This window comes from Bradyrhizobium sp. HKCCYLR20261 (assembly GCF_051168435.1).
GTDB lineage: Bacteria > Pseudomonadota > Alphaproteobacteria > Rhizobiales > Xanthobacteraceae > Bradyrhizobium.
Window position 1 is genome coordinate 159,415 of the sequence record NZ_JBNPUZ010000008.1, and the last position, 26,199, is coordinate 185,613.

The window sequence follows — 26,199 nt, forward strand, 5'->3', positions numbered from 1 at the left end:
CATCTTCACTCGCACGCGCACGCTTGCCGCCCTGATGGGCGCCGCCACGCTGCTGACCACGCTGCCGGCATCGGCCGAGACCACCCTGACCATCGCCACCGTCAACAATGGCGACATGATCCGGATGCAGGGCCTGACCGGCGAATTCACCAAGGCCAATCCCGACATCCAGGTGAAGTGGGTGACCCTGGAAGAGAACGTGCTGCGCCAGCGCGTCACCACCGACATCGCCACCAAGGGCGGCCAGTTCGACATCCTCACCATCGGCACCTACGAAGTGCCGATCTGGGCCAAGAAGAACTGGCTAGTGCCGCTCGACAAGCTCGGCGCCGATTATGACGCGAACGACATCCTGCCGAAGATCAAGGACGCCGTGTCCGTCGACGGCAAGCTCTACGCCGCGCCGTTCTACGGCGAGAGCTCGATGGTGATGTACCGAACCGACCTGTTCGAGAAGGCCGGTCTGAAGATGCCGGAGAGCCCGACCTGGGACTTCGTGATCGACGCCGCCAAGAAGCTGACCGACAAGCAGGCCGGCACGTTCGGCATCTGCCTGCGCGGCAAGGCCGGCTGGGGCGAGAACATGGCGTTCCTGACGGCGATGTCGAACTCGTTCGGCGCGCGCTGGTTCGACGAGAAATGGCAGCCGCAGTTCAACACGCCGGAATGGAAGAAGACGCTGTCGACCTATGTCGACCTGATGAAGGAGGCCGGCCCTCCCGGCGCCAGCTCCAACGGCTTCAACGAGAACCTCGCGCTGTTCAACTCCGGCAAATGCGCGATGTGGATCGACGCCACCGTGGCGGCCTCGTTCGTGACCAATCCGAAGGAGTCCAAGGTCGCCGACAAGGTCGGCTTCGCGCTGGCGCCCAACACCGGCCTCGGCAAGAACGCCAACTGGCTGTGGGCGTGGAATCTCGCGATCCCCGCCGGCTCGAAGAAGACCGAGGCGGCCGAGAAGTTCATCGCCTGGGCGACCAGCAAGGACTACACCAAGCTCGTCGCCTCCAAGGAAGGCTGGGCCAACGTGCCGCCGGGCACGCGCACCTCGCTGTATAAGAACGAGGAGTACCTGAAGGTCGCGCCGTTCGCGAAGATCACGCTCGCCTCGATCGATGCGGCTGATCCGAGCAAGCCAACGGTGAAGCCCGTGCCCTATGTCGGCGTGCAATACGCCGCCATCCCCGAATTCCAGGGCATCGGCACCGCGGTCGGTCAGCAGTTCTCGGCGGCACTGGCGGGATCGATGACCGTCGATGCGGCGCTGAGCGCGGCGCAGTCCGCCACCGAACGCGAGATGAAGCGCGCCGGCTACATCAAATAGGCCCGCCAAAAAGGCGCGCACATCCATCAGCTCGACTCGAAACTCCTCCCGAGCTGATCACTGGCGGCCATCCCTCCCCACAAGGGATGGCCGCATTTTCTCTCTGGCTTGGATCGATCTCTCACCGCGACGGCGGTGCGCTCCCTCTCCCCGTCCTTCACGGGGAGAGGGTTGGGGTGAGGGGCAGCCACACCCACCGACCTCGCGGAGAGCCCCCCTCACCCGGATTGCATCTTTCGATGCAATCCGACCTCTCCCCGCCCTAGCGAAGCTTCGCTTCGCCCTGGCGGGGCGAGGTGCACCGAGCCCGTAGCTTGTTCGGGCGCGATACAGGCGCTTCTTTGTCGTCATTGCGAGGAGCGAAGCCACGAAGCAATCCAGAGTTCCATCGACGCCCCTGGATTGCTTCGCTTCGCTCGCAATGACGGCAGTGATCGATCATCGAGCAGAACGGATCGCAACATGGCCACCCGACAAACTCAACTGCTCGCCCGGGCGCTGATGTCGCCGGCGGTCATCCTGTTGTTCATCTGGATGATCGTGCCGCTGGCGCTGACGATCTACTTCTCGACCCTGCACTACAGCCTGCTCGATCCCGGCTCCGAGAGCTTCGTCGGCCTGGAGAATTTCGAGTACTTCCTCACCGATCCCGCCTTCCTCGCGTCGCTGCAGAACACCCTCGTCCTGGTCGGCTCGGTGCTGCTGCTCACCATCGGCCTCGGCATTCCCCTGGCGATCCTGCTCGACCAGCCCGTGATCGGCCGCAATTTCATCCGTCTGATGGTGATCGCGCCGTTCTTCGTGATGCCGACGGTCAGCGCGCTGGTGTGGAAGAACCTCTTGATGCACCCGGTGTCCGGGCTGTTCGCATGGATCGCGACCTCGCTCGGCATGACGCCGATCGACTGGTTCACCGACGCACCGCTGCTTGCGGTGATCTTCATCGTCGCCTGGCAATGGCTGCCGTTCGCGACGTTGATCCTCCTCACCGCGCTGCAGTCGCTCGACGAGGAGCAGAAGGAGGCCGCCGAGATGGACGGTGCCGGCGCGCTGTCGCGCTTCATCTATCTGACCTTGCCGCATCTGGCGCGGCCGATCACGGTGGTGATCCTGATCGAGACCATCTTCCTGCTCACCGTGTTCGCCGAGATCTTCGTCACGACAGGCGGCGGGCCGGGGCTGCAGACCACCAACATCGCCTTCCTGGTCTATTCGCAGGCGCTGATCCAGTTCGACGTCGGCACGGCCTCGGCCGGCGGCCTGGTCGCGGTGGTCATCGCCAACATCGTCGCGTTCTTCCTGGTCCGCATCGTCGGCCGCAATCTGGAGGCGTGAGCATGGCGCGCAAGGTCACCGGACGTCACGTCGTGATCTCAACGGTCGGCGCGTGGCTCGCCGGCTTCGTGATCTTCTTCCCGATCCTGTGGATGGTGCTGGCGAGCTTCAAGACCGAACTGGAGGCGTTCGCGACGCCGCCCTCGTTCCTGTTCTTCCACTGGACCACCGAGAACTACGTCACCGTGCAGGAACGCAGCGACTATCTGCATCACGCGCTGAACTCGTTGATCGTCGCCGGCGGCTCGACCTTGATCGCGATGCTGATCGCGATTCCCGCGGCATGGTCGATGGCGTTTTCGCCGACCAAGCGCACCAAGGACATCCTGCTCTGGATGCTCTCGACCAAGATGATGCCGCCGGTCGGCGTGCTCGTGCCGATCTATCTGATCTACAAGAACCTCGGCCTGCTCGACACCCGCACCGGGCTCGTCTTCATCCTGTGTCTCGGCAATCTGCCGATCGTGATCTGGATGCTGTTCACCTACTTCAAGGAGATCCCGAAGGATATCCTCGAAGCCGCACGAATGGACGGCGCCACGATCGGGCGCGAGCTGATCTATGTGCTGACGCCGATGGCGATCCCCGGGCTCGCCTCGACCTTGCTGCTCAATCTGATCCTGGCGTGGAACGAGGCGTTCTGGACCTTGAACCTGTCGACGTTGGAAGCCGCGCCGCTGACGACCTTCATCGCCTCCTATTCGAGCCCCGAGGGCCTGTTCTGGGCGCGGCTGTCGGCGGCCTCCACGCTCGCGATCGCGCCGATCCTGATCATCGGCTGGTTCAGCCAGAAGCAGCTCGTGCGCGGGCTGACCTTCGGCGCAGTGAAGTAACGAAAGGGCCGATCATGGGACGGATCACGCTGGAGGGTGTGCAAAAATCGTTCGGGCCGGTGCACATCATCAAGGGCGCTGACCTCGACATCCCGGACGGCGCTTTCGTGGTGTTCGTCGGCCCGTCCGGCTGCGGCAAGACCACCTTGCTGCGGCTGATCGCGGGGCTGGAGGATGTCTCCGGCGGACGCATCCTGATCGACGGCAACAACGTCGTCGACGTGCCGCCGGCCAAGCGCGGCCTGTCGATGGTGTTCCAGTCCTATGCGCTGTATCCGCATATGAGCGTGCGCGGCAACATCGCCTTCGGCCTGAAGATGGCCGGGCTGCCGAAGGCCGAGATCAACCAGAAGGTCGAGGCGGCCGCGGCGACCTTGAACCTCACGCCCTATCTCGACCGCAAGCCGCGCGAGCTCTCCGGCGGCCAGCGCCAGCGCGTCGCGATCGGTCGGGCCATCGTACGCGAGCCCAAGGCGTTCCTGTTCGACGAGCCGCTGTCCAATCTGGACGCCGCGCTGCGCGTGCAGATGCGGCTCGAGGTGACACGGCTGCAGAAGCAGCTCGGCACCACCGCGATCTATGTGACTCATGACCAGGTCGAGGCCATGACCATGGCCGACAAGATCGTGGTGCTCAACGCCGGCCGCATCGAGCAGTACGGCTCGCCGATCGAGCTGTATCAGCGCCCGGCCAACCTGTTCGTCGCCGGCTTCATCGGTTCGCCGAAGATGAACTTTATTGTCGGCGAGGAAGCCGCACGGCGCGGCGCCACCACGATCGGTGTGCGGCCGGAGCATATCGGCATCGTCGATGACGGCGGCGAGGGCTGGCGCGGCAAGGTTGTTATCGCCGAGCATCTCGGCAGCGACACGTTTCTCTATGTCGACGCCGGCGCGCTGGGCACGCTGACGGTGCGCTGCGTCGGCGAGAAGCGGCTCAGCGCCGGCGATGCCGTGACTTTGCGGCCCGAGCCCAAACGCATCTACCGTTTCGACGAGAACGGCAACTCCATTTTCGCATGAAAGGTGACGTCCCCTCCGGGCGTCAACGACAACCACGGACGACGACGATGTATCTGGAAAAATTCAAGCTGAACGGCAAGACCGCGCTGATCACCGGCGGTGCGCAGGGCATCGGCCTTGCCTGTGTCGAGGCGCTGGCGGAGGCGGGCGCGCATGTGGTCATCGCTGATCGCGATGCCAAGGCCGCGGCGGACGCGCAGGCCGCGATGAAGGCCAAGGGCTTCACCACCGAAACCGCGCTGATGGATGTCACCAATTCGGCGCAAGTGAGCGCGGTGGCCGATGATCTCGTGGCGCGCCACGGCAAGGTCGACATCCTCGTCAACAATGCCGGCATCGCCCGCAGCGAGACGCCGGCCGAGACGGTCACCGACGAGCATTGGCTGAACGTGCTCGATGTCAATCTCAACGGCACGTTCTGGTGCTGCCGCGCCTTCGGCAAGCACATGCTCCAGGCCAACAGCGGCACCATCGTCAATATCGGCTCGATGTCCGGCTTCATCGTCAACAAGCCGCAGGAGCAATGCTTCTACAACGCCTCCAAGGCCGCGGTGCACCATCTGACCAAGTCGCTGGCTGCCGAATGGGGCGCGCGCGGGATCCGCGTCAACGCGGTCGCACCGACCTATATCGAGACGCCGCTCAACGCCTTCGTGAAGAGCAATCCGCGCATGTACGACGCCTGGATCGGCGGAACCCCGATGGCCCGCATGGGCCAGGTCGAGGAGATCGCCTCGGTCGTGCTGTTCCTGGCCTCGGAGGCGGCAAGTTTGATGACCGGCAGCGTCGTCGTTGTCGATGGCGGCTACACTTGCTGGTAAGCTCGCGTCAAAATTGACGGGAGCAGACCATGGTCAGGGCCTTTGTCGGTGTCGATGTCGGCACATCCAGCACGCGCGCCGGGATTTTCGACGAAACCGGGCGGCTGCTTGCCGCAGCGCGACATCAGATCCAGACCTGGCACGAGGCCGGTGATGTTGTCGAGCAATCCTCCGACGACATCTGGCGCGCCTGCTGCGCCTCGGTCAAAGCCGCGCTGGCGGAAGCGGCCATCGCGCCGGAGCTGATCAAGGGCATCGGCTTCGACGCGACCTGCTCGCTGGTGGCGCTGGACGCCTCGGGCACGCCGGTCACCGTGAGCAGCTCCGGCGATGCCGCGCGCAACGTCATCGTCTGGATGGATCACCGTGCGCTGGCCGAGGCGCGCGACATCAACGCGACCGAAGACGAAGTGCTGCGCTATGTCGGCGGCTCGATCTCGCCGGAGATGGAGATGCCGAAGCTGCTGTGGCTGAAGCGGCATCTGCGTGCGAGCTTCGACGCCGCCGGGCACTTCTTCGACCTCGCTGATTTCCTCACCTGGCGCGCCACCGGCTCGCTCGCGCGCTCGATGTGCACGGTCACCTGCAAGTGGAATTATCTGGCGCATGAGACGCGCTGGAGCGCGAGCTACTTCCGCCGGATCGGGCTCGAGGAGTTCGTCACCGAGGATTATGCGCGGATCGGCACCGAGATCGTCGCGCCGGGCACGCCGCTGGGTCAGGGTTTGTCGCGCGCAGCCGCGGCGGAGCTGGGCCTCGTCGAAGGGACGCCGGTCGGGGCGGCGCTGATCGACGCCCATGCCGGCGGCATCGGCGCGATCGGCGGGCGCGCGGCGGACGGCGGCGAGGTCGACGTCTGCAATCGTCTCGCCTACATCATGGGGACCTCGGCCTGCATCATGGCGACGACGCGCGCGCCGTCCTTCGTGCCCGGCGTGTGGGGACCATATTACCAGGGCATGGTGCCCGGCTTCTGGCTCAACGAGGGCGGGCAGTCCGCGGCGGGCGCGGCGATCGATCATCTGCTGCGCTCGCATCCCGCGGCGCCGGAGGCCACGGCGGCCGCCCGCGCCGAGGGGCTCGATGTGATCAGCTTCCTGGAGAAGCGGATCATGGCGCGCGCGCCGAGCGTCGGTGCGGCGGCGCTGCTCGCCCGCGACATCCACATCTTGCCCGAATTTCTCGGCAACCGCTCGCCCTATGCAGACCCGGATTCGCGTGCCGTGATCGCCGGCCTCGATCTCGACGCCGATATCGGCGCGATGGAGCGGCTGTTCGTCGCGGGCCTCTGCGGCCTCGCCTATGGGCTGGCCGACGTCATCGATGCCTTTGCCGCCAATGGCGTCACCAGCCGGACCTTGGTGATGGCCGGCGGCGCTTCGCGCAGCCCGCTGGTGCGCCAGATCATGGCCGATACGATCGGGCTGACGGTGGCGCTTCCGGGCACCCAGGAGCCGGTGCTGCTCGGCGCGGCGATGCTCGGCGCCGTCGCCAGCGGCGCCTTCCGCTCGATCGGCGACACTATGGCCTCGATGTCGACGCTCGGCCGTCTGAGCGAGCCGACCGACCCGGGCGTTGCCGACTTCCACCGCCGCAAGCGCCGCATCCACGGCCTGCTGCGGACGCTTGATCGCGACAGCCGTTCCGTGATGCATGGGGCCGGTGGAGAGAGTTGACCATGATCCTGAGCTGCGGTGATGCGCTGATCGATTTCGTCCCGGCCAAATCGGCCGATGGGCGCGACGTGCTGAGGCCGGTGGTCGGCGGCTCCTGCCTCAACGTCGCCGTCGGGCTGGCGCGGCTGGGTGCGCCGACCGGCTTCGTCGGCGGCATCTCGACCGACCTGTTCGGCACCATGATCGCGGCCCATGCCCAGGGCTCGGATGTCGATCTCCGCTATGCCACGCGCAGCCCCGACCAGACCACGCTCGCCTTCGTGCACCATGTCGGCAACGAGGCGCAATACGCGTTCTACGATGCCGAGACCGCCGCGCGGAAATGGACCTACCGGCCGGACACCATTCCCTTCGCCACCATCGACGCCCTCCATGTCGGCTCGACCACGCTGATCCACGACCAGGGTGCGCAGCAGACCCGCGCGATGATCGATGCGACGCACGGCGCGGTCACGATCTCCTTCGATCCGAACTGCCGGCCGAACCTCGTGACCGACAAGGCGGCCTATGTCACTGACATGGATGAGTTCGCCGCTCGTGCCGACCTGGTCAAGATGTCGGATGTCGATTTCGACTTCCTGCACGGCCACGACGATTACGCGACGCAGGCCGAGGCGCTGCTGGCGCGCGGCACCAGCCTCGTCGTCATCACCCGCGGGCCGGAGGGCGCGCTCGGCTGGCACGCCCAAGCGGGTGCGGTCGAGGTTGCGGTCCCCAAGGTTAACGTGGTCGATACGATCGGCGCCGGTGACACGTTCCAGGCGGCGATGCTGTTCGCGTTGCGCAAGCTCGGCCGGATCGGCCGGGATGCGCTCAAGGCCTTGAGCACGGCCGAATTGCGCAAGGTGCTCGCCTTTGCCGCCGCATGCGCCGCCGTCACCTGCACGCGCGAAGGCGCCGACCCGCCGCGCTGGGCCGAGATGGCCGCGGCATGGAATGACCTCGGCTGAAGAGCTGGGCTGACAAGCTGGGCTGAAGCACCCCATTGCACTCGCGATTGGGAACTGGTTGGCTGTTCCCCCGTCATATGAGAGGACCGGTCGTCGTGCCGAATCGTCGGGCCGCGGCCGAAATGATGACGCGACAACGAGTTGCAGGGAGGAGAACAATGGCACAAGCCGCAAGGACCGAGCCGCTGTCCCGTCATGCGCTGGCCTTCGTTCTGGCCGGCGGGCGCGGCAGCCGCCTCTTGGAGCTGACCGACCGGCGGGCCAAGCCCGCGGTCTATTTCGGCGGCAAGTCGCGGATCATCGATTTTGCGTTGTCGAACGCCGTCAATTCCGGCATCCGGCGCATCGCGGTGGCGACGCAGTACAAGGCGCACAGCCTGATCCGCCATCTGCAGAACGGCTGGAACTTCTTCCGTCCCGAGCGCAACGAGAGTTTCGACATCCTGCCCGCGAGCCAGCGCGTCTCGGAGACGATGTGGTACGTCGGGACGGCCGATGCCGTGTACCAGAACATCGACATTCTCGAGAGCTACAATTCGAAATATATCGTCGTGCTTGCCGGCGACCACATCTACAAGATGGACTACGAGCTGATGCTGCAGCAGCATGTCGACCAGCGCGCCGACGTCACCGTCGGCTGCCTGGAGACGCCGCGCGCGGAATCCTCGGGCTTCGGCATCCTCCACATCAACGAGGACGAGACGATCCGGGACTTCATCGAGAAGCCGGCCGATCCGCCGCCGATCCCCGGCAAGCCCGACAAGTCGCTCGCCAGCATGGGCATCTATGTCTTCGACGCCAAATTCCTCTACGACGAGCTGAAGCGCGACGCCGCCGATCCGAACTCGAACCATGATTTCGGCCGCGACATCATCCCCTACATCGTCAAGAACGGCCGCGCGGTGGCGCATCAGTTCGCCCGCTCCTGCGTCCGGGCCGGCGACGACAAACGCAGCTATTGGCGCGATGTCGGCACGGTCGATGCCTATTGGGCGGCCAACCTGGACCTGACCGATGTGACGCCGGAGCTGGATCTCTACGATCGTGCCTGGCCGATCTGGACCTATTCGGAGATCACGCCGCCGGCGAAGTTCGTGCATGCGGACGACGGCCGCCGCGGCGAGGCCGTCTGCTCGCTGGTGTCCGGCGGATGCATCGTTTCCGGCGCCTCCGTGCAACGGTCGCTGCTGTTCACCGGCGCCCATCTGCATTCCTATTCCAAGGTGCACAACGCGGTGCTGCTGCCTTACGTGAACGTCGCGCGCCATGCGCGGCTGACCAACGTCGTGGTCGACCGCGGCGTGCAGATTCCGGAAGGGCTCGTCGTCGGCGAGGATCCGGAGTTCGACGCCAAGCGCTTCAGGACCACCGAGAACGGCGTTACCTTGATCACTCAGCCGATGATCGACGGGCTCAATTCATGACGCCACTGCGCGTTCTGTCGGTTGCCTCCGAAGTCTATCCCATCGTCAAGACCGGCGGCCTCGCCGACGTCGTCGGCGCGCTGCCCTGGGCGCTGATGGCCGAGGACGTCGAGGTCCGCACGCTCATCCCCGGCTATCCCGCGGTGATGAAGGCCCTCGAGCAGGCCAAGGAGATCAGCTCGCTGCCGAATTTCTTCGGCGGCAATGCGCGGCTGCTCGGCGGCAGCCATGGCGCGCTCGACCTGTTCGTGCTCGATGCGCCGCATCTCTATGACCGCGAGGGCAACCCGTATCTCGGGCCCGATGGCAAGGACTGGCCGGACAACCCGTTCCGCTTCGCGGCCCTGGCGCGCGCGGCCTCCTATATCGGGCTCGGCGCTGTCCCGAGCTTCGTGCCCGATGTCGTCCATGGCCACGACTGGCAGGCCGGGCTCATCCCGGCCTATCTCTTGTACAGCCATCGGCCGCACCCCGGCACGGTCATCACCGTGCACAATCTGGCCTTCCAGGGCCGTTTTCCCCGCCACTTCCTGCCGCCGCTCGGCTTGCCGCCGGAGTCGTTCTCGATCTACGGCCTCGAATATTACGGCGACATCAGCTTCCTGAAGGCGGGGCTGCAATTCGCCGACAAGATCACCACGGTGTCGCCGACCTATGCGCGGGAGATCCAGAGCGACGAGCAGGGCATGGGCCTCGGCGGCCTGTTGCGCCAGCGCTCGTCGGATCTCGTCGGCATTCTCAACGGCATTGATACGACGGTGTGGGACCCCGGCAGCGACCCCGCGATCCCGTCGCATTTCGGAATCGAAAAGCTCGAGGCGCGTGCGCCCAACAAGGCCGCGCTGCAGGCGCGCATGGGCTTACAGGCGTCGCCCGAGACGTTCCTGCTCGGCGTCGTCAGCCGGCTGACCTCGCAGAAGGGCCTCGACCTGCTGCTGTCGTGCCTGCCGACCTTGACCAGCGCCGGCATCCAGCTGGCGCTGCTCGGCGACGGCGAGGCGGACTTGCGCGATGCCTTCCGCGCCGCCGCCGCGCGCCACCCGGGACAGATCGGCGTTCTCATCGGCTATGACGAGCAGCTCGCGCATCTGATCCAGGCTGGCTGCGATGCGCTGGTGGTGCCGTCGCGGTTCGAGCCGTGCGGGCTGACGCAGCTCTGCGCGCTGCGCTACGGAGCGCTCCCGATCGTCACGTCGGTCGGTGGTCTCGCCGACACCGTGATCGACGAGACCGAGGCCGGCGTCGCCGCGACCGGCTTCAAATGCGCTGCCGTCACCGCCGAGGCGCTCGACCAGACCCTGCGCCGCGCCGCCGCCGCGTTCTACGCCGCCCGCAGCAACGCCTCGAACTGGACGCGCATGCAGCTCAACGCCATGCTGACGGATGTGTCGTGGCGGCATCGGGCCGGGCGTTACGCCGAGCTATACCGCCAGATCGTCGCGCAGCGACGGCCGGCGGGGTAGTTCCCAGATCGTTCGGCTTGCTCGGTCCCTTACCTCTCCCCGCGCGCGGGGAGAGGTCGGATTGCATCGAAGATGCAATCCGGGTGAGGGGGCCCTCCGCGATGTCGGTGGGCGTGGCTGCCCCTCACCCCAACCCTCTCAGCGCGAGCGGAGCTCGTCGCGCCCCTGTGAAGGACGGGGAGAGGGAGCAGACCGTCATCGCCGCTCGGCAAGTGCTCGACACAGTTGATCGGCAACAGAGCGCTCGACCATATTGGCAGGGCCACCCAGCGTTCTGCTCATGCCGATCGCACTGGACGCATCGCGATGGCGAGCTGATAGTCACGCCAGTTTTCATACCACGCTGTGCGAGACCTTATGACCGACACCACGCCTTCGTCCTCCTTCGATCTCATCATCCGTCGCGGCACCGTGATCGACGGGACGCGCGCGCCGCGGTTCGAGGCGGATGTCGGCATCAAGGATGGCCGGATCGTCGCCATCGGCGAACTCGATCAGCGCAGGGCAGACCGGATCATCGACGCCACCGGCCGCATCGTCGCGCCCGGCTTCATCGATGCGCATACCCATGACGATAGCGCGGTGCTGGTCGATCCCGGCATGACCTGCAAGGTCTCGCAGGGCGTCACCTCGGTCGTGACCGGCAATTGCGGCGTCAGCATCGCGCCGCTGAAGCCGGGCTCGCCGCGGCCGATGCCGCTTGGGCTGCTGTCGCCCGGTGACGGCCGCGTCGCCGAGTACGCCTCATTCGCGGACTACGTGGCCGCCCTGCGCGCGGCTCCGTCCGCCGTGAATGTCGCGCCGATGACCGGCCACACGTCGCTGCGTGCGTCCGTCGTGAGCGATCTCGGCCGCGCGGCGACCGAGAGCGAAATCGCCGAGATGCGCGCCTATGTGCAGGAGGCGCTGGACGCCGGCGCGATCGGCGTCTCCACCGGCACGTTCTATCCGCCGGCCGAGGCGGCACCGACCGACGAGATCATCGAGGTCTGCCGCCCGCTCACCGGTAGCGGCGGCGTCTATGCGACGCATATGCGCAACGAGGCGGACGACGTCGTCAAATCGCTGGAGGAGAGCTTTGCCATCGGCAAGGCGCTCGACGTCCAGGTCGTGATCTCGCACCACAAGGTGGTGGGCCCGGCGAATTTCGGCCGGACGAAGGAGACGCTGCCGCTGTTGACCAAGGCGATGAGCTGCCAATGCGTCGCGCTCGACTGCTATCCCTACAACGCTTCCTCGACCATGCTGCACACCGATCCGGCCAAGCTGCAGGTCAAGGTCGTCGTGGCCGCCTCGAAGCCGCATCCGGAGATGGCGGGGCGGGACCTCGCCGACATCGCCGCAAGCTGGGGCGTCGACCGGCTCGAAGCCGCGAAGCGGCTGCAGCCGGCGTCCGCGATCTACTTCTCGATGGACGAGGCCGACGTACGCACGATCCTCGCTTTCGAGCCGACCATGATCGGCTCCGACGGCCTGCCGTTCGGCGAGCGGCCGCATCCGCGGCTCTGGGGCACGTTCCCGCGCGTGCTCGGCTACTACTGCCGGGAGCTCGAGCTGTTCTCGCTGGAGACCGCGGTCTGGAAGATGAGCGGCCTCACGGCGCAGAATTTCGGCATCAAGGGCCGCGGCACGCTCGCGGTCGGCCATCATGCCGACATCACGATCTTCGACGCGGCCAGCGTGCGCGACAGCGCGACCTATGACGACCCTTGCGTGCCCGCCGCCGGCATCGAGGCCGTGATCGTCAATGGCGCGCTGACCTGGTGGCAGGGCGCGCACCAGAATGCGCGGGCCGGGCAGGTGATCACGCGCGCATCATTGCACTGATCAGCGCGGTCGCGCCGTCGATCCGCGGGTGATGAGCTGCGGCGGCAAGACGACGTGCTCGTCCACGACGCCGCGACCCGCGATGCGCGCCAGCAGCAGACGTGCCGCCGCTTCGCCCATGTCGCGCTGCGCGATCCGCACGGTGGTGAGCGGCGGCGACACGAGGTCGACGAACGGCATGTCGTTGTGGCCGACCACCGACACATCGCTCGGGCAGGCGAGGCCGCACGCGGCGAGCGCGTCATAGACGCCGAGCGCGAGCAGGTCGTTGGCGGCGACGATCGCCGTCGGCCGCGTCCGGCGCGCGAGGAGGCGCAGCGCGGCTTCGCGACCGGCGTCCCGCGTGTAGGCCTCGGCGATCTCGATCGGCATGTGACGCGCGGACAGGCCAGCGTCTCTCGCGCTGGCCTCGAAACCTGCGCGCCGGCGCACGCCGGTCGAGATGTGCTGCGGGCCGGCGACATGGCCGATGCGCCGGTGCCCGAGCCCGACGAGATGCTCGACGGCCAGCCGCATGCCGGCGGCGTCATCGCTGGCAGCCGAGGGCAGCAGGCCGGCGGCATCGACGCGGTTGACGAGCACGACCGGCAAGGCTGCGTCGAGGCAATGCTGCACGACATCGTCGCGCAGGGTCACCGTGGCCAGCACCAGCCCATCGACCCCTCTGGCAATCAGGCGGTCGACCAGATCCTGCTCCGAACCCTTGCTGCCGACGTCGACGACGATGGTCGCGTAGCCCTCCGCATTGAGGTGATCGGCAATGCCGGAGAGCACCGGCGGGAAGCCGGGGTCGGCGATATCAGGCGCGAGCACGCCGATCAGCCCGCTGCGGCCGGTGCGCAGACCCTTGGCCGCCATGTTGAGGCGATAGCCGAGCGCGTTGGCGGCGGCCCGAATCCGTTCGGCGACGTCGGTCGCGACCAGGTGCTTCATCGCCGGGCTCAGCGCACGCGACACGGTCGACGGATGTACGCCGCAGCGCGCCGCAACGTCCTTGATCGTCGGGCGCGAGGAGGCAACCTCACGCGAGCCCGACGCAGGTCGCACCATCCGAGTCATGTCCAGCCCCTGGTTCTGCGGCGCAGCAACATTTCCATCCTGTCTTACCTTGACACCCTTAACGTGCATGCAATAAATCGGCTAATGCAATCGATTGCAATAACCGAACGGGAAACGTCCACATGACAGCGAGCGCGCTGAAACCCCATCTGGTCAGCCCCGAGCATCTCGATCCGCATTGGCGCTGGAGCCGGGCGATCCCCTCGCACGGCCATGTCTCGGTCGATTTCGAGCGCCGCGTCGATTTCGATCGTCTCAGGCGGTACCGGCTGGCACGGGCGCGACAGGCCCTCAAGAACTCGGGCTGCGGTGCGCTGCTGCTGTTCGACGTCAACAACATCCGCTACGTCTCCGGCACCAAGATCGGCGAATGGGAGCGCGACAAGCTCTGCCGCTTTGCGCTCTTGGCCGGCGACGGCGAGCCGATCGTGTGGGATTTCGGATCGGCCGCCGTGCACCACCGCATCTTCTGTGATTGGTTGGCACCGGAGAACTGCCGCGCCGGCATGCTCGGCATGCGCGGCACCGTGCCGCCGGCCGTCGGGCTGATGAAGGCGCATGCCGAGGAGGTGATGAGCCTCTTGCGCGCCGCCGGCGTCGCCGACATGCCGGTCGGTGTCGACCTCGCGGAGACCGCGATGTTCTTCGAGCTGCAGAAGGCCGGCATGAAGGTGGTCGACGGCCAGCAGGTGATGCTGGACGCGCGCGAGATCAAGAACATCGACGAGATCATGCTGCTCAACCAGGCCGCGGCGATGGTCGACGGCGTCTATCACTCGATCTACGAGAACCTGAAGCCGGGCGTGCGCGAGAACGACATCGTCGCGCACGCCAACAAGATGCTCTACGAGATGGGCTCCGACGACGTCGAGGCCATCAACGCCATCTCCGGCGAGCGCTGCAATCCGCATCCGCACAATTTCACCGACCGCATCCTGCGCCCGGGCGATCAGGCATTCTTCGACATCCTGCAGTCCTACCAGGGCTACCGCACTTGCTACTACCGCACCTTCAATGTCGGCCGCGCGACGCCTGCGCAGCACGACGCCTACAAGCGCTGCCGCGAATGGCTCGACAACGCGATCGCGCTGATCAAGCCGGGCGTCTCGACCGACACCGTCGCCAAGGTGTGGCCGGCGGCCGAAGAGTTCGGCTTTCCCTCGGAGATGGCCGCGTTCGGCCTGCAGTTCGGCCATGGCCTCGGCCTCGCCCTGCACGAGCGCCCGATCATCTCGCGGCTGGTCTCGCTGGACAATCCGATGGAGATCAAGACCGGCATGGTGTTCGCGCTGGAAACCTACTGCCCGGCCAGTGACGGCTTCTCCGCCGCGCGCATCGAGGAAGAGGTCGTCGTCACCGATAAGGGCTGCCAGGTGATCACGCTGTTCCCCGCGGAAGAGCTGCCGATTGCCAACCGCTACTAAGCGACTTTGAGAGGGAGTTACGCAGATGGCAGCGACGCATTCGCTCGGCTGGATCGGCATGGGGCGTATGGGCTATCCGATGGCCGAGCGCCTGCTGAAGGCCGGCCACAAGGTCGCAATCTTCAATCGCACCCGCGCCAAGGCCGAGCCGCTCGCGGCGAAGGGCGGCGTGATCGTCGACCATCCGAGCGACCTCGCGTCATGCGACATCGTTTTCTCGATGGTGTCGACGGGCAAGGATCTGGAGCAGGTCTATTTCGGCGACAATGGCGTCGTCGCGTCGGGCGCGGGTCCACGTCCGAAGATCCTGGTCGACTGCTCCTCGATCGGTGTCGAGCAATCCGAGGCGATCGATGCCAGGCTGAAGCAGCTCGGTTGCGCATTCGTGCGCGCGCCGGTGTCCGGCAATGGCAAATGCGTCAAGGCCGGCAAGCTGTCGTCAGTCGTGTCGGGCCCCAAGGCCGCATTCGACGCGATCGAGCCGTATCTTGCGAAGATCGCCGTCTCCGGCGTGTCCTATGTCGGCGAGGGCGAACTCGCGCGGATCTGTAAGATCGCGCACAACGTCTTCCTCGGCGTCGTGATCCAGAACCTTGCCGAGATTACCATCCTGGCGCAGAAAGCGGGCGTGCCGCGCCATGCCTTCCTCGACTTCATGAATGCCAGCGTGATGGGCTCGACCTTCACCAGGTACAAGAGCAACGCGCTGGTCAATCTCGACTGGACCACGACCTTCACGCCGACCTTGCTGCGCAAGGATCTCGATCTCGGTCTGTCGGCGGCGCGTCAGCTCGACGTGGCGATGCCGGTGACCGCGGCGACGCGCGAGGCGCTGCAGGCCCATGTCGGTGCGGCCTCGCTGCAATCGGATCCCGCCGCCTATCTGGAGAAGGATTTTGCCGCGCTGCTGGAGACGGTCGCGCTGGCCGCGGGACTCAAGCTGCAGCCGGAGAACGTGCCGATGCCGACCGGGTTGGAGACGGAGGGTTAGCGTAGCGGGCAGGGTCACAATTACTGTCATTCCGGGGCAAGGCCGCAGGCCTTGAACCCGGAATCTCGAGCTTGTCTTGCGCCTGTTTCCAACAATCTCGGGATTCCGGGTTCAATCGCCAACGCGCCGCCGCTTCGCGCCGTCGCATTGACGATTGCCCCGGAATGACGGCGAAGGGGCTGAAGCTCGCTTGAAGCCGCCTTCCTACTCCGCAGCCAGCGCCCGCCAGCGCGTGTCGCGCGCGGAGGGGCGGCGGTGCAGGCGGGCGTCGAGGAGCTCGCGTGCCTTCGCGAGGTCGCCGCTGCGGATCAGGGCCAGGATGTAGGTATCCTCGATCACCTCGCGCTGCGCGTGGCTGCCGCCGATGCGGGCGAGGTCGCCGATGACAGGTGTGAGCTCGCGCGCGCAGGCGCGCCAATTCTCCTCGGCGAAGGCCCGCAGGGCGCGCAGCATGTTGGGCACGATCGGCCCCGCCGGGAGCTTGGCCTCGAGCTGTCGCCGCTCGATTGCGGCGAGACGCCCCTTGAGAGCCGCGGTGTCATGGGTGGCCGCGCCGATCATCATCAGATGCATCTCGACGAAGGCGAGTGTCGAGCCGGTGAAACGCGGGCTGGCATAGGCCGCGACCTCGGTCCACGCGCCATCCGGTACGAGGTCGTTCTCCGCCCTCAGCCGCCACAGCAGCGAGGCGCAGTCCGACAGCGTGTTGAGCGGCGGCGCCGTGTCCATCGTCGGCACCAGCACGTCGGTATAGACGGCCAGTGCCTTGGCGGCATCGCCGCGGTCGAGCGCGCCCAGCGCCTGATGCCAGCAGATGTGACCGTGCAGCATGCCGGTGCGGTCATAGCCGCCGATCCAATCGTCGACGAGCCTATCTGCCTCATCATAGGCGCCGGCCTCGAACATCGCATGCAGCAGCGCGTGAACGGCATAGGCGTTGTTCCGGCGCAGCGCAAAACCGCGCTCGGTGATGGCGCGGCCCTGCGCCACGTCGCCGGCCTCGGTCAACGCCCAGCCATGGTTGGACATGAACCACCAGTCCTCGCCATAGGCGGCGGCAAAGCGGTCGCAGAGGTCGCGCCGGGCGGCGTCGTGATCCCTCCGGCCGGAGAAGGCGAGCAGACCGAAGGCGCCGAGCGGCAGCGCCATGATCATGGCATCGCGCGGCCATTTCTCCAGATGCGCCAGCGTCGATGTCAGCGCGTCCGCGCTGCGGCCTTCGATGGCCAGTGTCATCGTCGCAACGTTGCTCTGCTCGCGCTCCGTGCCGCGCTTGGCGACGAGGTCGCGGGCGCGCTTGATCGTCTGCAGCGCCGCTTCCCGCTGCATGTAGATCGCGTGGATACGGGCCCGCGCGGCGTGGGCCAGCGCAAAATCCGGATCGAGCATGATGGCGCGTTCGAAGGCGTCCGTCGCGCCCGGCCAGAACGCGAGCAGGAGATCCACGCCTTCGCGATAGGCGGCAGCCGCCTCGGCGGAGGCGGTCGAAAGCGGCAGGCCGTAGCGATCCTGTTCCATCTCAGCCCACCCGCGGCCTGCGGCCTTCGATCGGATAGGCCGGATCGTTGTAGCCCGGAGTCGAGGCATGGCCGGTGACCACCAGACGGTCGATCATCGCCTCGTCATCGGCGGCGAACGGATAGTCCAGTGCGCGGATGTAGTCGTCCCACTGCGCCTCCGTGCGTGGACCCGCGATCACCGAGCTGATGAAGGCGGAGTTGAGCACCCAGGCGACGGCGAACTGGCCGGGCGTGAAACCCTTGGCCTCGGCGTGGCGCTTGATCTCCTGCGCCAGCTTCAACGATTCCGGCCGCCACTCGGTCTGCATCATCCTGGAGTCGTTGCGTCCGGCGCGCGTCTCCTTGTCGGGCGGCGCATCGGGACTGTACTTGGCCGTGAGCACGCCGCGCGCCAGCGGGCTGTAGGGCACGACGCCCAGGCCGTAATAGCCGCAGGCCGGCAGATGCTCGACCTCCGGCATGCGGTTCATCGCGTTGTAATAGGGCTGGCTGACGACGGGACGATCGATGCCCATCGCGTCACAGAGATTGCAGATCTCGGCGACGCGCCAGGCACGGTAGTTGGAGACGCCGAAATAGCGGATCTTGCCGGCACGCAGCAGGTCCCCGATCGCCCGCACCGTCTCCGCCAGCGGCGTCGCGTGATCTTCCTTGTGCAGATAGTAGATGTCGATGTGGCCGGTGCCGAGCCGTTTCAGGCTCTCGTCGGCCGCCTGCAGCACCCAGCGCCGCGACAGTCCGGCGCGGTTGGGATCATCGCCCATCGGATTGGCAAGCTTGGTGGCGACGATCCAGCGGTCGCGCTCCCGCGCGATGGCGCGGCCGACGACCTCTTCCGAGGCGCCCTTGTTGTAGGCATCGGCGGTGTCGATGAAATTGATTCCGGCGTCACGCGCCTTGGCGATGATGCGCCCTGAGGCCGCCTCGTCGGTCGGGCCGCCGAACATCATCGTGCCCAGGCAGATCGGCGACACTTTCAGGCCGGAGCGGCCGAGCTGGCGATAGTTCATTGAGGCCTCATTCCTGCCATACGCGCAGATGGATTTGATCGAAGATAGCTCGCTCCGCGCGTCATTGCGAGCGCAGCGAAGCAATCCAGGGTCGCGCGCGTAGCCCTCTGGATTGCTTCCGCCTTCGCCCCGCGGGCTTCGGCGGACACGTCGCTGCGCTCGCAATGACGGCGGAGAGAGTGGGGCTCTCACTCGCTCTTCAAAATCTTGAATACGCCCGAGGCCATCGCGATCACGCGGTCGGCGGCCGTGACCTCGGTCGTGATGAACACCAGGCTGCGGGTGATCCGCACCACATGCGGCCGCGATACCAGGGTCTCGCCGATCTTGCCGGACTCGACGAAATGCGTGTCGAACTGGATCGTGGCCATATGCTCCTTGCCGGCGGCATAGCGGGCGGTCATGCCGCAGCTCCGGTCGGCGAGGGTCATGATCACGCCGCCCTGGACGAGCCCGCGCCGATTGTGGTGCTTGTCTTCCGTGACGATGGCGTATTCGTGCACGCCCTCGACGACCCGCTGCCACAGCGGGCCGATCAGATGCAGGAAGCCGGAGGTGTCGACGATCTCCCAGCCGTCGGACTTCATTTTCGCCGCGGCTGATTTCGTCATCGCTGAAGACCTTCCTCGTCGCGTCCAATTGCGGTTCTCTCGGTCGTTTCATCCGTCGCCGGCCTGGTGTAGTCAAGCTTGCATGGCCATGCCGTTCGACGATGCCACACGACGGAAAATCGAGACCTGCTGCGCGGGCTTCGTACGGCTGGACACGATGCCGGAAACGCCGCCGCTCAAGCGCGCGGCCGTCGCCATCGCACTGGCCCCGCATGACGTCACCGGCGCCACCACGCTGCTGCTCACCCTGCGGGCATCCGGACTGCGCAGCCATGGCGGCCAATGGGCCCTGCCGGGCGGGCGCTGCGATGCCGGCGAGACGCCAATCGAGGGCGCTCTGCGCGAGCTGGACGAAGAACTCGGGCTGACATTGATGCCGGACGCCGTGCTCGGCCTGCTCGACGACTACCCGACCCGGTCGGGCTATCTGATTACCCCCGTCATCGTCTGGGCGACCAATGGCCGCACGCTGCGGCCAAATCCCGACGAGGTCGCCTCGGTGCATCGAATCGGGCTCGATGCGGTCACCGCGGATGACGCGTTCGATTTCACCGCGATACCCGAAAGCACGCGGCGCGTGATCCGCTTTCACGCCCGCGAGGGCCTGATCCACGCGCCCACCGCCGCTTTGATCTATCAGTTCCGCGAAGTGCTGGCCGGCCGCGACACCCGCGTGCACGACCTGGAACAGCCGGTGTTTGCCTGGAAGTAACCACCGTTTCGGCTACAAGGGCGGCATGCTGCATCAGCCGATTCGCAAGCTTGCCCTGATTCTCGCCTGCGCTGTCGCGGGCGCGTCGCCGCTGCTCGCCCGGGAACCCGCCCCGCGCGATGCGCTGGCCCAGATGGCCTCGCCGGCCGCAATTGCCGAGTACCAGCGCAAGCTCGCCGAATACCAGCAGGCGCGCGCGGAGTTCGACCAGGAGGCGGGCGCCTATTGGAAGGCGATTTCGGACAAGCGCCGCATTCGCAACGCCAAGCGTCGCGACCGCCAGCCGATCGGGCTCGACGACTATGTGCTGGAGCAGCCGCCGGTCTATACCGGACCGAAGCGGCCGGTGAACCCCGAGCCGGAGCCCGAGGGCGAGCCGCGCGAGCGGAAGTACATTCCGGTCGTCGCCGATCTCCTGAAGGCGGCGCAGGAGCATTTCCAATGGTCGCCGCAGCGGCCAACCAATGACATCGACTTCAAGCGTGCCTATGCCCGTTTCGCAGCGGCGTCGGGGCTGACCCGTGAGCAGGCGGTGCGCGTCTATTCCTTCGAGACCGGCGGCAATGGCCGCCACGACTCGCAATCGGGTTTCAAGGGCAACCGCGCGATCTCGACCGCGATCGGCTACAATCAATTGCTGACGGCCAATACGGTCGAACTGCTCGCGGAGCAGGGGCCGCTGTTCATCCGCCTACTCGGCGAGCGCGTGGCGCAGACCTCGGGTCCCGCGCGGGGCGCGATGGAGCACAAGCTCTCGGTCCTGAAGAAGATGGTCGCCATCGCACGCTCGGTGCCGGACGAGTGGTCGGCCCATGAGAAGATGGGCAACACCCCGCAAGGGTGGGCCATGCATGCGATGGTGCTCGACATCGATGTCGGGCCGATGCTGCAGACCCACAAGCTGCTGACGTCGGTGCTATTCGCGCGCGCCAAGGGCTACACGCGGCCGCTGTCGGCCGCCGAGCTCGAGATGATGAACCTCACCGGCGACGGCACCGGCTTCGACATGGTGACGATGCCGCAGGAGATGCGCGACCAGGTTCCGACCGCGAACTTCTTCCAGCGCGGCGGCTACGAGCGCAACCCGGTTGCGGTTCGTCACAACACGGTGGCGAAGCTGCTCGCGGTCACCGATGCCAGGATGGATTCGCTCAGCAACCTACCGGGCGCCAAGGAACTGGCGGCGGCGTTCTGAGGAGTGTCTTGCCATCGCAGGAGTGAGCGAAACGCGCTCGCACCACATTCACCGCCGTCGTCCCGGGCAAGCCTTGACGTCGCATCGCGACGGCAAGGCGCCGACCCGGGACCCATAGCCACAGGACGTGGGGGGGGCGATGAGTCTGGCTCCAGCGTGCTCACCAATGGAGGGCGGTGGTTATGGGTCCCGGCTCGGAGGCCGGGACGACACCGTTGATGAGGCGCGATCGGGCCCAATGTCACAGGCGAACTCACTCGTCCGCGCCGAACGAGAAGCTGCCGTCGCCTTCGAGATAGGGCGCGGTCCGCATGTAGAGCTGGCCGTTCTGGCCGACGAAGAACAGCGTTCCCTTCGGCACCTTCTTGGCGCCCTTCAGCAGCATGTCGGCATTCCTGGTGCCCATCTTGTAGGCCAGCGTCTTGCCGTCCTTGCCGTAGGCGTAGGCCATGTCGGTTCTCAGCTCCCATGGCTCCGGCGGAGCCGCCTGGGCCGCACCCGAAAGCATCAACAGCATTCCGGCGAGAACGAATGCCCGGGTCAACGTCGTCGTCATCATTCCTCTCCAGGTCAGGCTTCTTCGAACAAATCACGAACAACGCGGCGTCCCGCGCACGAGCTGGATTACCGCTTGGCCGCAACCGGTTCGGGATTTTCCGTCATCGATTCCGCGACTATCCTGCAGCCATGGTCTAGAAACATGAAGCAAGAAAATCGGGTTGGGGATGATTCGAATGAAGCTCGTCACGAAAATCGGGATCGGTGCGGCGTTTTCGCTGACGACCTTGATGTCCGCCGCGCATGCCGACGAATTCAAGCTCTGGAACGGCCAGCGGATCGCCTGCAGCAGCGGCCGCGCCGCCGGCAAGCTCGATACCCGCGTCTGCCGCTCTTATACCTATCTGTTCAACGTGAAGACCTCGGAGTATTTCCGCTGCCAGATGACCTTGTCGCTGACGCGCGACAACAAGGAGGTCATCAACGTCCAGGTTGATGGCGGCTGCGCCAAGAAGCCGCGGGTCTTCGAGGCCGACTCGAAGTACGAGTTCGATGCGACCGAGACCGAGCCGGCCAATACCAACTCCTTCTTCGGCAATGGCGGCTATTCGCTCTGGGTCGCGGACACGACCCAGCAGAAGCTGCGGGGCTGCATCACGATCTCGTCTGGGCTGGGCTCAGACATTTCCAAATGCCTCGACATGAACTTCCAATGAGACGTCCGGCTGGAGTGGTGCGCTCCCGGCCCGCGGTCGAGCGCATCTGTCGATGAAGCCTGAGAGCTCGTCAATGCAGGGTTGAAACCGTCCTCTGCCGGTTCCTGGCTGGATCTGCGTCGCGGCGTGGCCGTCTTTCGGATGGGTTGACCCCGCGCCCGCATCCGTCCAATTTGCCGGCAAAATCAACGGGAGGACCCATGCGCTTCTTGAAATTCTCAGGCACTGCAACCGCTTTGATCATGGCCGCGGCCTGCCTGCTGGCCGCGCCCGCGGCGCAGGCGCAGAGCTTCATCAACGTGCTGACCGGCGGCACCTCCGGCGTGTATTATCCGCTCGGCGTCGCGATCGGGAAGATCTACGGCGACAAGATCCCGAACGTGAAGACCCAGGTGCAGGCCACCAAGGCCTCGGTCGAGAACCTGATCCTGCTGCAGCAGGGCCGCGGCGAGCTCGCCTTCGCGCTCGGCGACTCCCTGAAAGCGGCCTGGAACGGCGAGGAGGAGGCCGGCTTCAAGAGCAAGCTGGACAAGCTGCGCACGCTCGGCGCGATCTACCCGAACTACATCCAGATCGTCGCGACCGCCGAGTCCGGCATCAAGACCTTGGCCGACCTGAAGGGCAAGAGCCTGTCGGTCGGCGCGCCGAAGTCCGGCACCGAGCTGAACTCGCGCGCGATCCTCGCCGCCGCCGGCATGAGCTACAAGGATCTCGGCAAGGTCGAGTATCTGCCGTTCGCCGAATCGGTCGATCTGATGAAGAACCGCCAGCTCGGCGCGACCTTGCAATCGGCCGGTCTCGGCGTCGCCTCGCTGAAGGATCTGTCGACCTCGTCGCCGATCACCGTGGTCTCGGTGCCGAAGGAGGTCGTCGACAAGATCGGATCGCCGTTCGTGGCCGCGACCATCCCGGCCAACACCTATACCGGCCAGGACAAGGACGTGCCGACCGCGGCCGTCATCAATTATCTCGTCACTAGCTCCGCGGTCTCCGACGATCTCGCCTACCAGATGACGAAGCTGATCTTCGAGTCGCTGCCCGAGCTGGTCAACGCGCACGCCGCCGGCAAGGAGATCAAGCTGGAAACCGCGGCGCAGGACAGCCCGGTGCCGCTGCATCCGGGCGCGATCCGCTACTACAAGGAAAAAGGCGTCCTGAAGTAAGGGCGCTGTTTCTCCGGCCTGCATCGCAGGACCGTTCGCATCCGACTGCGCGGGACCTGCTCCCGCGCAGTCTTATCGTTTCAGGTGGCTGCCGCTGGACGGCAGCATCTGGCAAGGGCGTGCTGGGGGCATCATGACGATCGAAGCCGTGAACATGGAGACGCCGGTCAAGGTCGAGTTCGACAATTTCGAGCACGGCTTTCCCGAAGGTTTTGGCCCCGGCCGCTGGGCCTATCTCGCCTATGGCATCGGTCTCGCTTTCGCGCTGTTCCAGCTCTACGTCGCCGCCTTCAACTATCTGCCGAGCCAGGTCGTGCGCGGCGTCCATGTCGGCTTCCTGCTGCTGCTCACCTTCGGCCTGATCGGCAATTTCACCGCCAAGACGGATGCCGGCCGCATCGCCGGCTGGACCATCGGGGCGATCGGCTTCCTGTGCGGCCTGTATCAGTGGATCTTCTATGCCGACCTGATCGCCCGTGACGGCGATCCCACCCGCACCGACCTCGTCGTCGGAACCTTGCTCGCCGTCCTGATCTTCGAAGGCACGCGCCGCCTGATGGGCCTGGCGCTGCCGCTGATGTGCGGCGCCTGCCTGCTGTACTGGTTCTTCGGCCAGTATCTGCCGGCGCCTCTCAACCATCGCGGCTATGATTTCGACCAGGTGATCACGCATCTGTCGTTCGGCACCGAGGGCTTCTACGGCGTGCCGATCTATGTCTCCGCGACCTACATCTTCCTGTTTATCCTGTTCGGCTCGTTCCTCGAACATGCCGGCATGATCCAGCTCTTCACTGACGTCTCGCTCGGCCTGTTCGGGCGCACCCGCGGCGGCCCGGCCAAGGTCGCGGTGTTCGCCTCGGGCATGATGGGCACGATCTCCGGCTCTGGCGTCGCCAATGTCGTCACCGTCGGCCAGTTCACGATTCCCTTGATGATCCGGTTCGGCTACCGCCGCGCCTTCGCCGCTGGTGTCGAGGCCACGGCCTCGATGGGCGGGCAGATCATGCCGCCGGTGATGGGCGCGGTCGCCTTCATCATGGCCGAGACGCTCGGCGTGGACTACTCGGTGATCGTCAAGGCCGCCGTCATCCCCGCCATTCTCTACTTCGCCTCCGCCTTCTGGATGGTGCACCTGGAAGCCGGCAAGCACGGCCTCACCGGCATGAAGCCGTCGGAGATCCCGAGCGCCTGGAAGGCGCTGGTCGCGCGCTGGTACCTCGTGCTGCCGCTCGCGGCTCTCGTCTACATGCTGTTCGAGGGCTTCACGCCGCTCTATGCCGGCTCGATGGGACTGGCGCTCACCGTGGCGCTGATCCTGGGCACCTCGATCACGATGGGCTTTTCCAACCAGGTGCTGCGCTACGTGTTCTGGATCGGGCTCGCGCTCGTGGTCGGCGCGTTGTCACGCAACGGGCTGCAGATCGTTCCCGTCGCTTCCGTCGTGGTCGCGTTGGTCATCATCACCGGCTTCGTCCGGGGCGGCATGGCGACGCTGCACGCCTGCCGCGACTCGCTGGCCGAAAGCGCCAAGTCGGCGCTCACCGTCGGCATGGCCTGCGCCATCGTCGGCGTCATCATCGGCATGATGACGCAGACCGGCGTCGGCTCGATCTTCGGCAGCTGGGTGATCGGTTTGGGTAAGACCAGCCTGTTCGCGGCGCTGATCATGACCATGCTGCTGTCGATCCTGCTCGGCACGGGCATTCCGACCATCCCGACCTACATCATCACGGCCGCGCTCGCCGCGCCCGCGCTCGCCAAGCTCGGCGTGCCCCTGATCGCGAGCCACATGTTCGCGTTTTACTACGGCATCATGGCCGACCTCTCGCCGCCGGTGGCTCTCGCCGCGCTCGCTGCCGCACCGATCGCCAAGGAGAACCCCGACAAGATCGGCTGGGAGGCAATGCGCATCGCGCTCGCCGGCTATGTCATTCCCTTCTTGTTCGTCTATTCGCCGGCGCTGATGCTGCAGGCGGGCGATCCGATGGAGGCGCAGATCGGCTTCTACGGGGCGGTGGCGTATGCCTTCGTCAAGGCCCTCGTCGCGATCGGCCTGTTCGGCATGGTCGCGATCGGCTTCCTCTATACCCGCATGACCTTGATCGAGCGGCTGCTGGCGTTCATCGCGTCGGTCTGCCTGCTCGGCGAATTCCCCTATAGCGACGTGCTGGGCTTCGCGCTGGCGGTGGTGATCGTCGGCTGGCAATGGCGGCAGCGGCCGCCTTCGCCTGTGGCGGCGTCCGCTTGAGCCTCTGTCTCGCGACGTCGGGTGTGGTGAAAGCGCTGGCGCTGGCCGGCTTCACTTTGGCCTGGACGCATTCGGTCGAGAAGACCGCCTGGCAGGAGGATTGGCGCGTCACGGCCGATGGCCTGCAACTGGTGCAGGCCCGTGTGAAGGGCTCCGGTGCCGGCATGGAGCCGCCGCCGGAGGCGCGGCTGGTCGATGGATGGTACCAATGGTCCGTCGATCGCGAGCCGCTGTCGCGCATCGTGCTCGCCAATTCCGGCGCCGCCGGCGAATGGCGGATCTGTCACGACGGACAATGCCAGACGATCTCGGAGATTGTCGGCCATGATATCGGCGCCACGATTACGATGAGCGCCTGCAACGAATAACAAACAACG

Annotated in this window: 23 protein-coding genes; 18 read left to right on the top strand and 5 right to left on the bottom strand. The window is 66.1% G+C overall.

The features are described from left to right. The first annotated feature begins 34 nt into the window (after window positions 1–34). From ACQR1L_RS20510 to ACQR1L_RS20555, 10 genes are all read left to right on the top strand, one after another. Entirely contained in the window at window positions 35–1,324 is a 1,290-nt protein-coding gene (locus ACQR1L_RS20510) for an ABC transporter substrate-binding protein (protein ID WP_434859889.1), read from the top strand. Between the two features lie 462 nt (window positions 1,325–1,786). Beyond that, window positions 1,787–2,659, top strand: a complete 873-nt coding sequence (locus tag ACQR1L_RS20515; RefSeq protein ID WP_434859732.1) for a carbohydrate ABC transporter permease — start codon at window positions 1,787–1,789, stop codon at window positions 2,657–2,659. A 2-nt stretch (window positions 2,660–2,661) separates the two neighbouring features. Then, window positions 2,662–3,492: a carbohydrate ABC transporter permease gene (locus ACQR1L_RS20520; protein WP_315722290.1), complete on the top strand. Its 831-nt coding sequence runs from the start codon at window positions 2,662–2,664 to the stop codon at window positions 3,490–3,492. A gap of 14 nt (window positions 3,493–3,506) precedes the next feature. After that, a complete protein-coding gene (locus ACQR1L_RS20525) occupies window positions 3,507–4,514 on the top strand; it encodes an ABC transporter ATP-binding protein (RefSeq protein ID WP_434859733.1) in 1,008 nt (335 codons plus the stop codon). Window positions 4,515–4,561: 47 nt separating this feature from the next. Next, complete coding sequence (locus ACQR1L_RS20530) at window positions 4,562–5,335, top strand: SDR family NAD(P)-dependent oxidoreductase (RefSeq protein WP_434859734.1); 774 nt, start codon at window positions 4,562–4,564, stop codon at window positions 5,333–5,335. Window positions 5,336–5,364: 29 nt separating this feature from the next. After that, complete coding sequence (locus tag ACQR1L_RS20535) at window positions 5,365–7,011, top strand: FGGY-family carbohydrate kinase (protein WP_434859735.1); 1,647 nt, start codon at window positions 5,365–5,367, stop codon at window positions 7,009–7,011. Window positions 7,012–7,013: 2 nt separating this feature from the next. After that, window positions 7,014–7,961 carry a carbohydrate kinase family protein gene (locus ACQR1L_RS20540; RefSeq protein WP_434859736.1) on the top strand — a complete coding sequence of 316 codons (948 nt, stop codon included), beginning with the start codon at window positions 7,014–7,016 and terminating at the stop codon, window positions 7,959–7,961. 158 nt (window positions 7,962–8,119) lie between these two features. After that, window positions 8,120–9,385, top strand: a complete 1,266-nt coding sequence (gene glgC, locus ACQR1L_RS20545) for a glucose-1-phosphate adenylyltransferase (protein WP_434859737.1) — start codon at window positions 8,120–8,122, stop codon at window positions 9,383–9,385. Beyond that, the gene (gene glgA, locus ACQR1L_RS20550; protein WP_434859738.1) at window positions 9,382–10,848 is read left to right on the top strand and encodes a glycogen synthase GlgA; all 1,467 of its coding nucleotides are present in this window, start codon (window positions 9,382–9,384) and stop codon (window positions 10,846–10,848) included. The genes glgC and glgA overlap by 4 nt, the downstream gene beginning before the upstream one ends. A 357-nt stretch (window positions 10,849–11,205) precedes the next feature. Next, window positions 11,206–12,675, top strand: coding sequence for an N-acyl-D-amino-acid deacylase family protein (locus ACQR1L_RS20555; protein ID WP_434859739.1), 1,470 nt, complete (start codon window positions 11,206–11,208; stop codon window positions 12,673–12,675). Here ACQR1L_RS20555 and ACQR1L_RS20560 read toward each other — a convergent pair whose 3' ends face one another. Next, entirely contained in the window at window positions 12,676–13,725 is a 1,050-nt protein-coding gene (locus ACQR1L_RS20560; protein ID WP_434859740.1) for a LacI family DNA-binding transcriptional regulator, read from the bottom strand. A 131-nt stretch (window positions 13,726–13,856) separates the two neighbouring features. On the opposite strand from ACQR1L_RS20560, the gene ACQR1L_RS20565 reads away from it, so the two are divergent. Together ACQR1L_RS20565 and ACQR1L_RS20570 are read left to right on the top strand one after the other, a co-directional pair. Next, window positions 13,857–15,158 (top strand): M24 family metallopeptidase, encoded by a 1,302-nt coding sequence (locus ACQR1L_RS20565; protein WP_434859741.1) that lies wholly within the window; start codon window positions 13,857–13,859, stop codon window positions 15,156–15,158. A 25-nt stretch (window positions 15,159–15,183) separates the two neighbouring features. Continuing rightward, a complete protein-coding gene (locus ACQR1L_RS20570) occupies window positions 15,184–16,149 on the top strand; it encodes an NAD(P)-dependent oxidoreductase (RefSeq protein WP_434859742.1) in 966 nt (321 codons plus the stop codon). Between the two features lie 204 nt (window positions 16,150–16,353). On the opposite strand, the gene ACQR1L_RS20575 is transcribed toward ACQR1L_RS20570, so the two are convergent. The 3 genes from ACQR1L_RS20575 to ACQR1L_RS20585 form a co-directional block, all read right to left on the bottom strand. Beyond that, on the bottom strand, window positions 16,354–17,667 hold the full coding sequence (locus ACQR1L_RS20575) for a tetratricopeptide repeat protein (RefSeq protein ID WP_434859743.1): 1,314 nt from the start codon (window positions 17,665–17,667) through the stop codon (window positions 16,354–16,356). Between the two features lies 1 nt (window position 17,668). Next, window positions 17,669–18,679, bottom strand: coding sequence for an aldo/keto reductase (locus tag ACQR1L_RS20580; protein ID WP_434859744.1), 1,011 nt, complete (start codon window positions 18,677–18,679; stop codon window positions 17,669–17,671). Window positions 18,680–18,867: 188 nt separating this feature from the next. Next, window positions 18,868–19,290, bottom strand: coding sequence for a PaaI family thioesterase (locus ACQR1L_RS20585; protein WP_434859745.1), 423 nt, complete (start codon window positions 19,288–19,290; stop codon window positions 18,868–18,870). Window positions 19,291–19,372: 82 nt separating this feature from the next. Between ACQR1L_RS20585 and ACQR1L_RS20590 the strand changes: the two genes are divergently transcribed. Together ACQR1L_RS20590 and ACQR1L_RS20595 are read left to right on the top strand one after the other, a co-directional pair. Then, window positions 19,373–20,002 (top strand): NUDIX hydrolase, encoded by a 630-nt coding sequence (locus ACQR1L_RS20590; protein WP_434859746.1) that lies wholly within the window; start codon window positions 19,373–19,375, stop codon window positions 20,000–20,002. A 25-nt stretch (window positions 20,003–20,027) separates the two neighbouring features. Then, window positions 20,028–21,197: a hypothetical protein gene (locus ACQR1L_RS20595; RefSeq protein ID WP_434859890.1), complete on the top strand. Its 1,170-nt coding sequence runs from the start codon at window positions 20,028–20,030 to the stop codon at window positions 21,195–21,197. Window positions 21,198–21,450: 253 nt separating this feature from the next. Here the strand turns inward: ACQR1L_RS20595 and ACQR1L_RS20600 are convergent, their stop codons facing one another. Continuing rightward, window positions 21,451–21,753, bottom strand: coding sequence for a hypothetical protein (locus tag ACQR1L_RS20600; RefSeq protein ID WP_434859747.1), 303 nt, complete (start codon window positions 21,751–21,753; stop codon window positions 21,451–21,453). A gap of 178 nt (window positions 21,754–21,931) precedes the next feature. Between ACQR1L_RS20600 and ACQR1L_RS20605 the strand changes: the two genes are divergently transcribed. The 4 genes from ACQR1L_RS20605 to ACQR1L_RS20620 all read left to right on the top strand — a co-directional run bounded on the left by ACQR1L_RS20605 (window position 21,932) and on the right by ACQR1L_RS20620 (window position 26,190). Then, window positions 21,932–22,411, top strand: coding sequence for a hypothetical protein (locus ACQR1L_RS20605; RefSeq protein ID WP_434859748.1), 480 nt, complete (start codon window positions 21,932–21,934; stop codon window positions 22,409–22,411). Between the two features lie 200 nt (window positions 22,412–22,611). Continuing rightward, entirely contained in the window at window positions 22,612–23,574 is a 963-nt protein-coding gene (locus ACQR1L_RS20610) for a TAXI family TRAP transporter solute-binding subunit (protein ID WP_434859749.1), read from the top strand. 154 nt (window positions 23,575–23,728) lie between these two features. Continuing rightward, window positions 23,729–25,822 carry a TRAP transporter permease gene (locus tag ACQR1L_RS20615; RefSeq protein WP_434859891.1) on the top strand — a complete coding sequence of 698 codons (2,094 nt, stop codon included), beginning with the start codon at window positions 23,729–23,731 and terminating at the stop codon, window positions 25,820–25,822. Then, window positions 25,819–26,190, top strand: coding sequence for a DUF1850 domain-containing protein (locus ACQR1L_RS20620; RefSeq protein ID WP_434859750.1), 372 nt, complete (start codon window positions 25,819–25,821; stop codon window positions 26,188–26,190). The genes ACQR1L_RS20615 and ACQR1L_RS20620 overlap by 4 nt, the downstream gene beginning before the upstream one ends. Window positions 26,191–26,199 lie beyond the last annotated feature (9 nt).

Coding starts and splice junctions, on each gene's coding strand:
- ACQR1L_RS20510 (WP_434859889.1), top strand. CDS start 35: ATGGGCGCCGCCACGCTGCTGACCACGCTGCCGGCATCGGCCGAGACC.
- ACQR1L_RS20560 (WP_434859740.1), bottom strand. CDS start 13,725: ATGGTGCGACCTGCGTCGGGCTCGCGTGAGGTTGCCTCCTCGCGCCCG.
- ACQR1L_RS20610 (WP_434859749.1), top strand. CDS start 22,612: ATGCGCTTCTTGAAATTCTCAGGCACTGCAACCGCTTTGATCATGGCC.
- ACQR1L_RS20530 (WP_434859734.1), top strand. CDS start 4,562: ATGTATCTGGAAAAATTCAAGCTGAACGGCAAGACCGCGCTGATCACC.
- ACQR1L_RS20615 (WP_434859891.1), top strand. CDS start 23,729: ATGGAGACGCCGGTCAAGGTCGAGTTCGACAATTTCGAGCACGGCTTT.
- ACQR1L_RS20595 (WP_434859890.1), top strand. CDS start 20,028: ATGCTGCATCAGCCGATTCGCAAGCTTGCCCTGATTCTCGCCTGCGCT.
- ACQR1L_RS20575 (WP_434859743.1), bottom strand. CDS start 17,667: ATGGAACAGGATCGCTACGGCCTGCCGCTTTCGACCGCCTCCGCCGAG.
- glgC (WP_434859737.1), top strand. CDS start 8,120: ATGGCACAAGCCGCAAGGACCGAGCCGCTGTCCCGTCATGCGCTGGCC.
- ACQR1L_RS20580 (WP_434859744.1), bottom strand. CDS start 18,679: ATGAACTATCGCCAGCTCGGCCGCTCCGGCCTGAAAGTGTCGCCGATC.
- ACQR1L_RS20565 (WP_434859741.1), top strand. CDS start 13,857: ATGACAGCGAGCGCGCTGAAACCCCATCTGGTCAGCCCCGAGCATCTC.
- ACQR1L_RS20590 (WP_434859746.1), top strand. CDS start 19,373: ATGGCCATGCCGTTCGACGATGCCACACGACGGAAAATCGAGACCTGC.
- ACQR1L_RS20600 (WP_434859747.1), bottom strand. CDS start 21,753: ATGACGACGACGTTGACCCGGGCATTCGTTCTCGCCGGAATGCTGTTG.
- ACQR1L_RS20540 (WP_434859736.1), top strand. CDS start 7,014: ATGATCCTGAGCTGCGGTGATGCGCTGATCGATTTCGTCCCGGCCAAA.
- ACQR1L_RS20525 (WP_434859733.1), top strand. CDS start 3,507: ATGGGACGGATCACGCTGGAGGGTGTGCAAAAATCGTTCGGGCCGGTG.
- ACQR1L_RS20555 (WP_434859739.1), top strand. CDS start 11,206: ATGACCGACACCACGCCTTCGTCCTCCTTCGATCTCATCATCCGTCGC.
- ACQR1L_RS20585 (WP_434859745.1), bottom strand. CDS start 19,290: ATGACGAAATCAGCCGCGGCGAAAATGAAGTCCGACGGCTGGGAGATC.
- ACQR1L_RS20520 (WP_315722290.1), top strand. CDS start 2,662: ATGGCGCGCAAGGTCACCGGACGTCACGTCGTGATCTCAACGGTCGGC.
- ACQR1L_RS20535 (WP_434859735.1), top strand. CDS start 5,365: ATGGTCAGGGCCTTTGTCGGTGTCGATGTCGGCACATCCAGCACGCGC.
- ACQR1L_RS20605 (WP_434859748.1), top strand. CDS start 21,932: ATGAAGCTCGTCACGAAAATCGGGATCGGTGCGGCGTTTTCGCTGACG.
- ACQR1L_RS20515 (WP_434859732.1), top strand. CDS start 1,787: ATGGCCACCCGACAAACTCAACTGCTCGCCCGGGCGCTGATGTCGCCG.
- ACQR1L_RS20570 (WP_434859742.1), top strand. CDS start 15,184: ATGGCAGCGACGCATTCGCTCGGCTGGATCGGCATGGGGCGTATGGGC.
- glgA (WP_434859738.1), top strand. CDS start 9,382: ATGACGCCACTGCGCGTTCTGTCGGTTGCCTCCGAAGTCTATCCCATC.